General features: G+C 67.3%; 9 protein-coding genes. All 9 read right to left on the bottom strand.

What is annotated here, in order from left to right:
• Positions 1 to 35 precede the first annotated feature (35 nt).
• The 9 genes from AC3A4Z_RS00910 to AC3A4Z_RS00870 all read right to left on the bottom strand — a co-directional run bounded on the left by AC3A4Z_RS00910 (position 36) and on the right by AC3A4Z_RS00870 (position 13,233).
• A complete protein-coding gene (locus AC3A4Z_RS00910; protein ID WP_498709423.1) occupies positions 36 to 1,493 on the bottom strand; it encodes a glutamate synthase subunit beta in 1,458 nt (485 codons plus the stop codon).
• The gene (gene gltB, locus AC3A4Z_RS00905) at positions 1,486 to 6,099 is read right to left on the bottom strand and encodes a glutamate synthase large subunit (protein WP_498709421.1); all 4,614 of its coding nucleotides are present in this window, start codon (positions 6,097 to 6,099) and stop codon (positions 1,486 to 1,488) included. The genes AC3A4Z_RS00910 and gltB overlap by 8 nt, the downstream gene beginning before the upstream one ends.
• A gap of 264 nt (positions 6,100 to 6,363) precedes the next feature.
• Complete coding sequence (gene lgt / locus AC3A4Z_RS00900) at positions 6,364 to 7,518, bottom strand: prolipoprotein diacylglyceryl transferase (protein WP_498709418.1); 1,155 nt, start codon at positions 7,516 to 7,518, stop codon at positions 6,364 to 6,366.
• 3 nt (positions 7,519 to 7,521) lie between these two features.
• A complete protein-coding gene (gene trpA / locus AC3A4Z_RS00895) occupies positions 7,522 to 8,349 on the bottom strand; it encodes a tryptophan synthase subunit alpha (protein WP_498709417.1) in 828 nt (275 codons plus the stop codon).
• Entirely contained in the window at positions 8,346 to 9,674 is a 1,329-nt protein-coding gene (trpB, locus tag AC3A4Z_RS00890) for a tryptophan synthase subunit beta (RefSeq protein ID WP_498709415.1), read from the bottom strand. Before trpB ends, trpA begins: the two co-directional genes overlap by 4 nt.
• A gap of 123 nt (positions 9,675 to 9,797) precedes the next feature.
• Positions 9,798 to 10,619, bottom strand: a complete 822-nt coding sequence (trpC, locus tag AC3A4Z_RS00885; RefSeq protein ID WP_498709414.1) for an indole-3-glycerol phosphate synthase TrpC — start codon at positions 10,617 to 10,619, stop codon at positions 9,798 to 9,800.
• Positions 10,619 to 10,906, bottom strand: coding sequence for an HGxxPAAW family protein (locus AC3A4Z_RS00880; protein ID WP_050055433.1), 288 nt, complete (start codon positions 10,904 to 10,906; stop codon positions 10,619 to 10,621). Before AC3A4Z_RS00880 ends, trpC begins: the two co-directional genes overlap by 1 nt.
• A 105-nt stretch (positions 10,907 to 11,011) precedes the next feature.
• Positions 11,012 to 11,671: a Trp biosynthesis-associated membrane protein gene (locus AC3A4Z_RS00875; RefSeq protein ID WP_493971511.1), complete on the bottom strand. Its 660-nt coding sequence runs from the start codon at positions 11,669 to 11,671 to the stop codon at positions 11,012 to 11,014.
• Positions 11,671 to 13,233: an anthranilate synthase component I gene (locus AC3A4Z_RS00870; protein WP_498709412.1), complete on the bottom strand. Its 1,563-nt coding sequence runs from the start codon at positions 13,231 to 13,233 to the stop codon at positions 11,671 to 11,673. The genes AC3A4Z_RS00875 and AC3A4Z_RS00870 overlap by 1 nt, the downstream gene beginning before the upstream one ends.
• Between the last annotated feature and the right edge of the window lie 65 nt (positions 13,234 to 13,298).

The raw sequence follows: 13,298 nt of genomic DNA, 5'->3' as shown, positions 1-13,298 counted from the left end.
TTAAGTTGTCGAAGAGGTGAACCCTTGGTGCAGCTCTACAGGACGGCGATGGCCCGGTCAGTCGGCGCCACGGGTGCGGGCAGGATGGTGCTGCCCATCAGGTACTTGTCCACGGCTGCGGCAGCGGCGCGTCCTTCGGCGATGGCCCACACAATCAGGGACTGTCCGCGGCCCGCGTCGCCGGCCACGAAGACACCCTCGGTGTTGGTCATGTAGTAGCCGTCGCGGGACACATTGCCGCGGCCGTCGAACTCGGCGTGCACCTGTTCGGTGATGCCCGCAGGCTCCGCACCGGTGAAGCCCAGGGACAGGAACACCAGGTCGGCAGGGATGATCCGCTCCGTCCCGGCCTTGGGCAGGCGCTTGCCGTCCACGAATTCCGTCTCGGCAACCTTGACGCCGGTCAGCTTGCCGTTTTCGCCCACGAACTCCACGGTGGAGGCGAGGTAGGTCCGCTCGCCGCCTTCCTCATGAGCGCTGGCAACTTCGAACAGCGTGGGGAATGTCGGCCAGGGCTGGTGGGTGGCGCGCTCCGCCGGCGGCTGCTTGCCGATGGCGAGGGTGGTCACCGAGGCAGCGCCGTGGCGGTGGGCGGTGCCGAGGCAGTCCGCTCCGGTGTCCCCGCCGCCCAGGATCACCACGTGCTTGCCCTGCGCGTGGATCTGGTCCTCAATCTGCTCCCCCGCAACCACGCGGTTGGCCGGCACCAGGTAATCCATGGCGAAGTGGACGCCGTTCAGGTCACGGCCCGGGATGGGCAAGTCGCGCGGCACGGTGGCACCGGTGCAGACCACGACGGCGTCGTAGCGCCTGCGCAGCTGCTCCCAGGTCACGTCCGTGCCCACGTTAACACCGGTGCGGAAGCGGGTACCTTCCGACTTCATCTGCTCGATGCGGCGGTCAACCTGCTCTTTTTCCATCTTGAAATCGGGGATGCCGTACCGCAGCAGGCCGCCGATCTTGTCGTCACGCTCGTACACGGCAACGGTGTGGCCCACGCGGGTCAGCTGCTGCGCCACGGCCAGGCCGGCAGGGCCGGAGCCGACGACGGCAACGGTCTTACCGGTCAGGCGTGCCGGCGGCAGGGGGTTGACCCAGCCGTTGTCCCACGCTTCGTCGATGATGGAGACTTCCACCTGCTTGATGGTGACGGCGGGCTGGTTGATGCCCAGCACGCAGGACGCCTCGCACGGAGCGGGGCACAGCCGGCCGGTGAACTCCGGGAAGTTGTTGGTGGCGTGGAGCCGCTCAATCGCTTCCTCGCCCTTGTCCCGCCACATGAGGTCGTTCCACTCGGGAATGAGGTTGCCCAGCGGGCAGCCCTGGTGGCAGAACGGGACGCCACAGTCCATGCAGCGGCCGGCCTGGGCCTTCAGCGTGCCCTTTTCCTGTGCCTCGTACACTTCCTTCCAGTCCATGATGCGGACGGGAACGGGACGGCGCGGCTGGGTTTCACGCTGACGTACTTTCAAAAATCCGCGTGGATCAGCCACCGGTTACCTCCAGGATTCGAGACCACACTTCTTCGCCGTCGGGGTCCAGGCCCTCTTCAATGGCGTCGAGGCGGGTTTGCAGCACAGCCGCGTAGTCCCGCGGCAGCACCTTGGTAATGCGGGCAGCGGTGTCATCGAAGTTCTCGAGGAGGCGCGCCGCCAGCTGGGAGTCAGTTTCTTCAACATGCTTGACCAGGAGGCCGTGCACGATGTCGCGGTCCTCGGCGTCCAGCTCGCGGAGCTGGAGTTCACCGGACTGCAGGGCGTCCTTGTTGACCTTGGCAGTGTCCAGGTCCAGGACGTAGGCGGTGCCGCCGGACATGCCGGCACCGAAGTTGCGCCCGGTGCGGCCGATGATCAGCGTCTGGCCGCCGGTCATGTACTCGCAGCCGTGGTCGCCGATGCCTTCGACGACGGCGGTGGCGCCGGAGTTGCGGACCAGGAAGCGTTCGCCCACCTGGCCGCGCAGGAACATCTCGCCGCTGGTGGCGCCGTAGCCGATCACGTTGCCGGCAATGACGTTCGTCTCGGCCTTGAACACGTTGGTGCGGTCCGGCCGGACGATGATGCGGCCGCCGGAGAGGCCCTTGCCCACGTAGTCGTTCGAGTCGCCGAACAGCCGCAGGGTGATGCCCGCAGGCAGGAAGGCGCCCAGGGACTGGCCGGCGGTACCGCTCAGGGTCACATCAATGGTGTCCGTGGCCAGGACGTCCGTGCCGAACGTCTTGGTGACCACGTGCCCCAGCATGGTGCCCACGGAACGGTCCGTGTTGATCACGTCAACGGAGATCTTCACCGGGCTGCGGTCCGTCAGGGCCTCGGTGGCCATGGTGATGAGCCGCTGGTCGAAGTGCTTGTCCAGCTCGTGGTTCTGGCCGGTCATGTTGCGCAACGGGGCGTCGTCGTCGAACTCCAGCCCGTGCAGGATGGGATCCAGGTCCAGGCCGTCGGCCTTCCAGTGGTTGACCGCCTCGCGGGCGTCGAGGACCTCGGCGTGGCCGATGGCCTCTTCAAGGCTGCGGAAGCCCAGCTCGGCCAGAATCTCGCGGACTTCCTCGGCAAGGAACTCGAAGAAGTTGACCACGAACTCGGGCTTGCCGCTGAAGCGTGCCCGCAGTTCCGGGTTCTGGGTGGCCACACCCACGGGGCAGGTGTCCAGGTGGCAGACGCGCATCATGATGCAGCCTTCCACCACCAGCGGCGCGGTGGCGAAACCGAACTCTTCACCGCCCAGCAGCGCGGCGATGACAACGTCGCGGCCGGTCTTGAGCTGGCCGTCCACCTGCACCACCACGCGGTCGCGCAGGCCGTTGAGCATCAGCGTCTGCTGGGTCTCGGCCAGGCCGAGCTCCCACGGGACACCGGCGTGCTTGAGCGAGTTCAGCGGCGAGGCGCCGGTTCCGCCGTCGTGGCCGGAAACGAGCACAACGTCGGCCTTCGCCTTGGTCACGCCCGACGCCACCGTGCCGATCCCCACCTCGGAGACGAGCTTGACGTGCACGCGTGCCGAGGGGTTGGCGCGCTTGGCATCGTAGATCAGCTGCGCCAGGTCCTCGATGGAGTAGATGTCGTGGTGCGGGGGCGGGGAGATGAGTCCGACGCCGGGCGTCGAGTGCCGCGTCCGGGCCACCCAGGGGTAGACCTTCTGCGCCATGAGCTGGCCGCCTTCGCCGGGCTTTGCGCCCTGCGCCATCTTGATCTGGATGTCGTCGGCGTTGGTCAGGTAGAGGCTGGTGACGCCGAAGCGGCCCGAGGCGATCTGCTTGACCGCGGAACGGCGCTTGGGGTCGAGGAGGCGGTCCACGTCCTCGCCGCCTTCACCCGTGTTGGACTTGCCGCCCAGCTGGTTCATGGCGATGGCCAGCGTCTCGTGGGCCTCCTGGGAGATGGAGCCGTAGCTCATGGCACCCGTGGAGAACCGCTTGACGATGCTGGAGACGGGCTCCACTTCCTCGAGCGGAACCGCGGGGCGCTCGTTCTTGAACTTGAGCAGACCGCGCAGGGTCATCAGGTTCTGGGACTGGTCGTCCACGCCCTTGGTGTACGCCTTGAAGATGTCGTAGCGGCGCTCACGCGTGGCGTGCTGCAGCCGAAACACGGTCTCCGGGTTGAACAGGTGCGGCTCGCCGTCGCGGCGCCACTGGTACTCACCGCCGCCCAGCAGGGGGCGGTGGGGCTGCTCGATGCCGCCCTCGGGGTAGGCCATCTGGTGCCGCGCGGAAACTTCGGCCGCGATGACGTCCAGGCCCACGCCGCCCAGCTGGGAGTGCGTGCCCGCGAAGAATTCGTCCACCAGCTCCTGTCCCAGGCCCAGCGCCTCGAACGTCTGCGCGCCGGTGTAGGACGCAACAGTGGAGATGCCCATCTTGGACATGATCTTCAGGACGCCCTTGCCCAGGCCCTTGATCAGGTTGTAGACGCCGTCCTGCGGGGTGACCCCGGTGACGTCGCCGGCAGCGATCAGCTGTTCCACGGATTCCATGGCCAGGTACGGGTTGACGGCGGATGCGCCGTAGCCGATGAGCACGGCCACGTGGTGCGTCTCGCGGACGTCGCCGGCCTCGACCACCAGGGCGGTTTTGGTGCGGTTGGCGCTGCGGAGCAGGTGGTGGTGGACGGCACTGACGAGCAGCAGTGACGGGATGGGGGCCCACTGTGCGTTGGAGTCGCGGTCGGACAGCACGATGTACTGCACGCCGCGGTTGATGGCGCCGGAAACCTGTTCGCAGATTTCGGTCAGCCGGGCACGGAGCGCGTTCTCGCCGCCTTCGGGGCGGTACAGGCCGCGGACCTTCATGGCCACGCGGTTGCCGTCGGCGTCCTCGATGTTGGCGATCTTGGCGAGCTGGTCGTTGTTGATCACCGGGAACGGCAGCTGGACCTGGGGCTGGCGGACCTGCTTGGTGTCCAGGAGGTTGCCGTTGGGTCCGATGGCACAGGTCAGCGACGTGACGAGTTCTTCACGGATGGCGTCCAGCGGCGGGTTGGTCACCTGCGCGAAGGACTGCACGAAGTAGTCGAAGAGCAGCCGGGGGCGCTTAGACAGCACGGCCACCGGGGTGTCCGAGCCCATGGCGCCGAGGGGCTCGGCACCGGTGCGGGCCATCGGGCCCAGCAGGATCTTCAGTTCCTCGGTGGTGTAGCCGAAGGTCCGCTGGCGGATGTTCACGGACGCGGCGGTGTGGACTACGTGCTCGCGCTCGGGAAGCTCGTTGAGGTCGATCAGGTTGTCCTTGACCCACTCCGCCCACGGGTTGGCGGCGGCAACTTCAGCCTTGACCTCTTCATCGTCGATGATGCGGCCGGCTTCGGTGTCCACCAGGAACATCTTGCCCGGGGACACACGGCCCTTCTTGACCACCTTGGAGGGCTCGACGTCGATCACGCCCACCTCGGAGGCGAAGACGATCAGGCCGTCCTCGGTGATCCAGAAACGCCCGGGGCGCAGGCCGTTGCGGTCCAGGGTGGCGCCCACGAGGTTGCCGTCCGTGAAGGAAACAGCTGCGGGGCCGTCCCACGGCTCCATCAGCAGGGAGTGGTACTCGTAGAACGCACGCCGTGCCGGATCCATGGTGGCGTGGTTTTCCCAGGCCTCGGGGATCATCATCATGATCGAGTGCGTGATGGGGCGGCCGGAGAGCCAGAGCAGCTCGGCTACCTCATCGAAGGAAGCGGAATCGGAGGCACCCGGGGTGCAGATCGGGTACAGCTCTTCCGGCGAGTCCCCCAGCAGCGGGTTGGCAAGCTGGGACTGGCGGGCGCGCATCCAGTTCCGGTTGCCCTTGACGGTGTTGATTTCACCGTTGTGGGCGATGGTGCGGAATGGCTGGGCCAGCGGCCAGGACGGGAAGGTGTTGGTGGAGAAGCGCGAGTGGACGATCGCCAGCTTGGTCTTGAACCGCTTGTCGGAGAGGTCCGGGTAGAACGGCTCCAGCTGCGCGGTGGTGAGCATGCCCTTGTAGACGATGGTCCGTGAGGACAGCGACGGGAAGTACACGCCGAACTTGTTCTGGGCACGCTTGCGGATCCGCCAGGCGCGCGAGTCCAGCTCGTTGCGGTCCAGTTCCTCGCCGGTGGCTGATGCCAGGAAGGGCTGGGAGAAGTAGGGCATGCAGGCGCGCGCCATGGCACCGACGAGGTCGGCCACGATGGGCACTTCGCGCCAGCCGAGGACCTTCAGGCCCTCGTCAGCCGCCAGGCCTTCGATGCCGGCCTTCGCGGCGTCGGCTTCGCGCTGCTCCGCGGGCAGGAACGCGGTACCCGCAACGTACTGCCCGGGGGCGGGAAGTTCGAACTCGGTGACAGCACGGAAGAACTCATCCGGGATCTGCATGAGGAGGCCTGCGCCGTCACCGGTGCCTTCGTCCGCACCCACGGCACCGCGGTGCTCGAGGTTGCGCAGGGCGGTGAGGGCGGCGTCGACGATGTCGTAGCCGGGTTCGCCGCGGAGGGTGGCGATAATCGCAAGACCGCAGGCGTCCTTCTCCTGCTCGGGGTTGTACAACCCGCTGGCCTCCGGCAAGGCCGCGAAGCGCTTGAACGGCGACATGGCAGTCTCAGGCTGATCCGGTTCAGACCAGCTGGGAGTGTGAAGAGTTTGGGTCATGGGAGACGTCCTTCCTCCTGATCGTGCGTATGGAAGGGACACCGTTGGCCCCACTCGTCGGGCGCCGCTCACATGGGCACAACAAAGTGTTACTTACTGGAAATTGTAGGTCAGCCCGGCCTGCTGAACTAACGGTTACGCAGGCCCCTGCCCAGGGCTTCACCTGACAGCAGCTCTATGCTGTACAGATTTGGCCCCATGCCACGACACTGTGGTTTTCGGGAGCTTCGAGCGGTGGCTCTGCTGCCCTTTTGGGCCGGCGGTTTACTTGCTGGTGCCGGCCTCCGGTGCGGCTCCTGTGGCTGTACTGCCGGAATGTCCGGCAGACGTTGCATCCTGTTCCGGCTTGACGCCGGCCGGTGCTGCCGAGGCCTTTTCCGCGGGGACGGAATCGGACCTGGAACCGCTCTGGTTATCAGGGAGATTATCACGCGATTCACTATCTGAGACAACAGGGTCCGTATCACGGACCGAATACTCGCTGCCTGTTACGGCTTCCCCGCCCTGTTTTTCCGCAGGTTCCCGGCCCGGCAGATACACCGTGTCCGGCTCGGTCCTCTTCTTCAATCCCAGCAGGATGAACGCCGCCAGTGCAGCGAGGAAAACGAAGATGCTGGTCCAGACATTCAGCCGGGTGGTGATGCCGAACAACGAGATCTGCTCCGCATCGTCGATGCGCATGGCTTCGATCCAAACGCGGCCCAGTGTGTAGTACATGGCGTAGAGCCAGAACAGCCTGCTGCGGCGGAAGTTGAACTTCCGGTCCAGGGCGAGCAGGATGGCGACGCCGGCCAGGTTCCACAGCGATTCGTACAGGAACGTGGGGTGGAACAGGGTGTCCGCGGCCACTCCGGCGGGGAAGTTGGGGTTGTCCGCGTCGATCTGCAGCCCCCAGGGCAGCGTGGTGGGCCCGCCGAAGAGTTCCTGGTTAAAGTAATTGCCCCACCGGCCCACGGCCTGGGCGAGCAGCAGCCCGGGGGCGGCGGCGTCCAGGAACGCACTGAGCTTGACGCCGGAACGGCGGCAGCCGATCCACGCACCCACCACGCCCAGGACCACGGCGCCCCAGATGCCCAGGCCGCCGCGCTGGATCTGCGGGATCAGGGAGAGGTCGCCGGTGCCGTCGAAGCCGGGGCCGAAGTAGGCGTCCGGCGAGGACACCACGTGGTAGAGCCGGCCGCCGATGATACCGAACGGGATGGCCCACACCACGATGTCCCAGACACTGCCTTCAGGCGCGCCGCGCTTGGCCCAGCGGACCGACGTGAGCCACAGGCCCACCACGATGCCCGCCAGGATGCACAGGGCGTAGGCGTGGATGCGCAGCGCTCCCCAGGGCAGGGGAATATCGAACCCGGACCAGTCCGGGCTGGGAATGCTCGCCGGCACCAGGGCCGCCGCCTGAAGGAGCGTCTGCATGGATTAGGCTTCTTCCCTGGTCAGGCCGGTTTCCCGGGTCAGGCCAGTGCTGAGGTCCTTGGTGAGAGCGGCAACGGCGTCCACGCCGCCGTCGCGGATGGCGGCCACCAGCGCGGTGCCCACGATCACGCCTTCCGCGTAGGCGGCGATCTCGCGGACCTGTTCGGCATTGGAGACGCCCAGTCCCACGCACACTCGCTCGGCGCCGGCGGCATGCGCTGCGGCCACCACGTCCTTGGCAGCAGTGCTGACGGAGGTCCGGGCGCCGGTGACACCCATGATGGATACGGCGTAGACAAAGCCGCGGCTGGCATCCACGGTGCGCTGCATCCGCTCGGTGGTGGAGGACGGCGCCACGAGGAACACCCGGTCCAGGCCGTACTTGTCTGAGGCTTCCATCCACTCGGCAGCCTCGTCAGGGATGAGGTCCGGGGTGATGAGGCCGGCGCCGCCCGCTTCGGACAGGCGCCGGGAGAACTCGTCCACGCCCATCCGGACTACGGGGTTCCAGTAGGTCATCACCAGGACGGCGGCATCGGTTTTGCTGGTGATGCCGGCCACCACGTCAAAGACCTGACGGACGTGGAAGCCGTTGGCCAGGGCCTCGGTGGTGGCAGCCTGTATGACCTGGCCGTCCATCACGGGGTCCGAGTACGGGATGCCGATTTCGATCAGGTCGGCGCCGTTCTCGGCCAGGGCGATACCTGCGGCGATGGTCTCCTCCACGCTCGGGTATCCGGCGGGAAGGTAGCCGATCAGGGCGGAGCGGCCTTCGGCGCGTGCCTTGTCGATGGCCGCGGCCGACTTGCTGGTGGTCTGTGCGGTGCTCACAGCTGCTCCCCCTCTTTGCCGATTTCAGACTCGGCGGAATTCTTATCCAACAGATCGAACCATTCAGCGGCGGTGGCCACATCCTTGTCCCCGCGGCCCGAGAGGTTCACGATCACGATCTTGTCCTGCGCGGTCCCACCGGCCTCGGCGGCTTCAGCAGCAAGCCGCTGCCCCACCTTGATGGCGCCGGCCAGGGCGTGCGCGGATTCGATGGCGGGGATGATTCCTTCGGTGCGGCAGAGAAGGCGGAACGCTTCCATGGCTTCGCTGTCGGTGATGGGTTCGTAGCTGACCCGGCCGATGTCCGACAGGTAGGAGTGCTCCGGACCGACGCCGGGGTAGTCGAGGCCGGCGGAGATGGAGTGGGACTCGATGGTCTGGCCGTCGTCGTCCTGCATGAGGTACGAGCGGGCGCCGTGCAGGACGCCCGGCTTGCCCAGCGTGATGGTGGCCGCGTGGCGGCCTGTTTCCACGCCGTCGCCGCCTGCTTCGAACCCGTAGATCTTCACGGACGGGTCGTCCAGGAAGCCGTGGAAGATGCCGATGGCGTTGGAGCCGCCGCCGATGCAGGCGCAGACGGCGTCCGGGAGCCGGCCTTCCTGGTCCAGGATCTGGGCGCGTGCTTCCTCGCCGATCACCTCGTGGAAGTAGCGGACCATCGCCGGGAACGGGTGGGCGCCGGCGGCGGTGCCCAGGAGGTAGTGGGTGTTGTCCACGTTGGCCACCCAGTCCCGCAAGGCCTCGTTGATGGCGTCCTTGAGGGTCTGCGAGCCGCTGGTCACGGGGATGACGGTGGCGCCCAGGAGCTCCATCCGGGCAACGTTCAGCGCCTGGCGGCGGCAGTCTTCGGCGCCCATGTACACCACGCACTCCAGGCCCATCAGGGCGGCGGCGGTGGCGCTGGCCACGCCGTGCTGGCCCGCGCCGGTCTCGGCAATCACGCGGGTCTTGCCCATGCGCTTGGCGAGCAGCGCCTGGCCCAGGACGTTGTTGATCTTGTGCGAACCGGTGTGGTTCAGGTCCTCGCGCTTGAGGAAGATCCGGACTCCCCCTGCGTGCTGGGAGAAGCGCTTGGCCTCGGTCAGCAACGATGGACGGCCGGAGTAGTTTTTGTTCAGGTCAGCGACCTGGGCCCGGAAGTCGGGATCGTCCTTGGCCTTGTCGAACGTCTCTTCGAGCTCGTCCAGGGCGGCGATGAGGGACTCGGGCATCCAGCGCCCCCCGTAGCTGCCGAAGTACGGCCCCGGGGCGTGTTTCAGGGAGCCGCCCTGCAGGAATGCTTCCGCGGCCTTGTTGTCAGCGTTTCCTGAGGGTGCGTCGGCCATCAGTCCCGTCCTGTTCCAGTTGATCGTTCGGTAAGTTGTGGTGTTCCCGCCGGTGGGCCGGAACAAAACCGCCTCAGGCGGCAGGCAGCCCCTGTCCGCGCTGCCGCGGCCAGGGGCGCTGCGTCAGCTGCGGGCGGCGATGGCGGCGGCGCCTGCCGCCGTGAACTCGGCAATGCGTTCGCGTGGGGTGGAGTGGCTCACCAGGGCCTCCCCCACCAGGATCGCGTTGGCGCCGCTGGCGGCATAGTGCGTCACGTCATCCACGCCGCGGACGCCGGATTCGGCGACCACGAGGGCCTCAGCCGGAATCAGGCCCGCCAGGGACGCGAAAACGGAACGGTCGACGTCGAGCGTCTTCAGGTTGCGCACGTTCACTCCGATGATGCGCGCCTGGGCGGCGACCGCCCGCTCGATCTCCTCTTCGGTGTGCGTTTCGACGAGGACGTTCATGCCCAGTTCCCGGCTCAGCGCCGAGAACTCGTTCAGCTGGGCATCGGACAACGCGGCCACGATCAGCAGGATCAGGTCCGCGCCGTGGGCCCGGGCCTCCCAGATCTGGTACTCGTCGAGGGTGAAGTCCTTGCGCAGCAAGGGCACGTCCACCGCGGCGCGCACGGCGTCGAGGTCCGCCAGGGACCCGTTGAAGCGGCGCTGTTCGGTGAGGACGCTGATGACGGAGGCACCGCCGTCGGCATACTGCCGGGCGAGGGAAGCGGGATCGCCGATGGCCGCGAGGTCCCCTTTGGAAGGGCTGCGCCGCTTGATTTCCGCGATGACTTTCAGCTGGTCACGCGACGGGGAGGTGCCGCCGAGCGCGGCCCAGGCGTCGCGGGCGGGTGCCGCGCCCTGGGCCAGGTCCTTCAGTTCAGCCAGGGAAACGAGGCGTTTCCGGGCGTCCATATCCTCCCTGACACCGGCGTTGATGTCATCGAGAACAGTTGCCATCAGTGGCCGGAGTTCTTCAGCTTGCTGCCTTCGACGCCGTAGCCTGCCTTGCGCATGATGTAGCCGAGGATGAGGCCGAGGACCATCACGCCGGCGCCCGCAATGAAGATGGGGGTGCTGGCGATCACGAAGGCGATTGACGCGATGAGGGCGCCCACGAGCATCACAATGACGCAGGTCCAGGCCGCGGGGCTGTTGCCGTGGCCGAGTTCCTGGCTGTGGTCAATGGCGCCGGGGGCAACCGTGCGGGTGCCTGACTTGGAAACGGATGCAGGTGCTTTGCTCATGGAAAATCTCCTCAGGGTGGATACTGCTTACATTCTGCCATTTTTTGGCCGCGGCCCGCGTATCGGCGGCATGGCAGCCAGGGCTTGTCCGGCGCCGGCGGTCAATCAGGTGGGATCGTCGCCCCGTGAGAGCCTGTCCCAGCTGTCGATCTCGTCGACCGGTCCTGATGTTGCGGCGCTGCCGCCGAGGGCGGGCGCGTCATATTTGGTCCGGGTTTTCCAGTGCCGGCTGGCCGGAATGATGAGCAGGCCGGCGATGGCCAGCAGGCAACCGGCGACGACGGCGAGGGCTGGGAACGCGGTGACGGCCACCTGCGCCTGACTGCCGGTGATGCCCGTGGCGGCCGCGATGGCGCCCTGGGCTGCCGCCAGCGGGTCGGCCAGGACGGTGGCCGCGGCGGCGACGATTCCCGCTGAGGCCAGGACGATGATGGCGGTGATGATCCACCGGGCGATGCGGCCGGCGATCGCGGCCGCGAGGCCCCCGGCAAGGGCCACGAGCGCCAAAGCCGTGACGGCTGTGGCGGCTTTACTGCCCTGGACGTCCAGCGCCGACTGCGCGGCACCGGCCTGGCCCACCTGGTTCGGGTCCAGCGTGACAGTCATCCAGGTCTGGGTGGTGGTGCCGAAGACGGCCAGTGCCAGGACGGCCACCAGCAGTATCAGCGTGGACTTGCGGGCCCAGGCCGGCGTTGCACGCTTTGTTGGTGTCCCGGGCTGTCCGGCCGCGGGTCCAGCCCTGCCGGGGACAACAGGACCGGACATCAGGAGTCCGTCCGGCCGGGCAGTGAGTCCGCAGAAATGTTTTGCAGCGAACCTGCCGTGTGCACGGCGCGGAGCGGGGCGGCTGCCTTGTTCACGGTTTCGAGCGCTTCGGCGGGGTTGACGGAATCGGCCACAATGCCGCCGCCGGCCTGGACGTATGCCCGGCCTTCGCGCAGCAGCGCGGAGCGGATGGCGATGGCCATGTCCATGTCGCCGGCGAAGTCGAGGTATCCCACCACTCCGCCATAGATGCCGCGGCGGTGCGGTTCCAGCTCGTCGAGGAGCCGCAGGGCGCGGGGTTTCGGGGCGCCGGACAGGGTGCCTGCCGGGAAGGTGGCCTTCAGCACGTCGTAGGCCTTGGCCCGGGGCGAGAGCTGGCCCACCACGGTGGACACAAGGTGCATGATGTGGCTGAAGCGCTCCACCTCCATGAACTGCGTAACATCCACCGTTCCCGCCACGCAGACCTTGGACAGGTCGTTGCGGGACAGGTCCACCAGCATCAGGTGCTCGGCGCGTTCCTTCTGGTCCGCGAGCAGCTCCTCGGCCAGGGCCTTGTCCGCTTCCACCGTTTTGCCGCGCGGGCGGGACCCGGCGATGGGGTGGGTGATGACCTCTTCGCCGGTCACGGTGACCAGGGCCTCGGGCGAGGAGCCCACGATCGAGTACTCCCGGCCTTCGGCGTCCTCCAGGCTGAAGATGTACATGTAGGGGCTGGGGTTGGTGTTGCGCAGCACCCGGTAGACGTCCAGGGCCGAGGCCTTGCACTCCATTTCGAAGCGGCGGGAAATAACCACCTGGAACACTTCGCCGTCCACGATGGCTTCCTTGCCGCGGTCCAGTGCGGCCAGGTACTCGGCTTCGTCCCAGCGTTCCTGGACGCTGGAGGCAAAGTCCAGCGCGGCCGGGGCCAGCACCGAGACGGGCTGGGCCACCGGAGTGCTGACCTTGGTGAGAAGGGCCTTGACCCGGGCGACGGCGTCGTGCCAGGCCTCGTCCACGCGTTCGGAACTGTCATCAAAGTTGATCGCGTTGGCGATCAGCAGCACGGTGCCGTCCACGTTGTCGTGGACCGCCATGTCCGTGACGAGGTTCAGCGCCATCTCCGGCAGCTGCAGGTCGTCCTCGGGCGGGCTGACCAGGCGTTCCCAGTGCCGCACGGTTTCCCAGCCGAGGAAACCCACGAGGCCGGAGGTGAAGGGCGGCAGGCCCTCGAACCGGTCGGTGCGCAGGGCTTCGATGGTGTCGCGGATGGCGTCCACCGGGCTGCCGCCCACCGGGACTCCCACGGGCGGCTCTCCCAGCCAGTGGGCGTTGCCGTCCTTGGTGGTCAGGGTTGCCCGGGACCGGGCGCCGATGAAGGAGTAGCGGGACCAGGCCCCGCCCACGGCTGCCGACTCCATCAGGAATGTTCCGGGCTGCCCCTGGGCGAGCTTGCGGTACAAGCCAATGGGCGTTTCAGCGTCGGCGAGTACTTTGAGCCGGACGGGGATGACGCGGCTGTGGCCGGCCAGTTCCCGGAACTCCTCGAGGCTTGGGCTGATGGTTCCAAGGTCCTGCATGGCTATGCTGTTCCGCCTGTTCTCGTCGGGGCCGGTCTGGTTCTGGTGGCCGGCGCCTCATTGGG

The sequence above is a fragment of the Arthrobacter sp. Soil_C_49 genome (assembly GCF_057656635.1).
Note: the sequence above shows the minus strand (reverse complement) of the source record. Positions and strands in the feature narration are given on the sequence as shown.

Coding starts and splice junctions, on each gene's coding strand:
- trpC (WP_498709414.1), bottom strand. CDS start 10,619: ATGGCAACTGTTCTCGATGACATCAACGCCGGTGTCAGGGAGGATATG.
- trpB (WP_498709415.1), bottom strand. CDS start 9,674: ATGGCCGACGCACCCTCAGGAAACGCTGACAACAAGGCCGCGGAAGCA.
- AC3A4Z_RS00870 (WP_498709412.1), bottom strand. CDS start 13,233: ATGCAGGACCTTGGAACCATCAGCCCAAGCCTCGAGGAGTTCCGGGAA.
- gltB (WP_498709421.1), bottom strand. CDS start 6,099: ATGACCCAAACTCTTCACACTCCCAGCTGGTCTGAACCGGATCAGCCT.
- AC3A4Z_RS00880 (WP_050055433.1), bottom strand. CDS start 10,906: ATGAGCAAAGCACCTGCATCCGTTTCCAAGTCAGGCACCCGCACGGTT.
- lgt (WP_498709418.1), bottom strand. CDS start 7,518: ATGCAGACGCTCCTTCAGGCGGCGGCCCTGGTGCCGGCGAGCATTCCC.
- AC3A4Z_RS00875 (WP_493971511.1), bottom strand. CDS start 11,671: ATGTCCGGTCCTGTTGTCCCCGGCAGGGCTGGACCCGCGGCCGGACAG.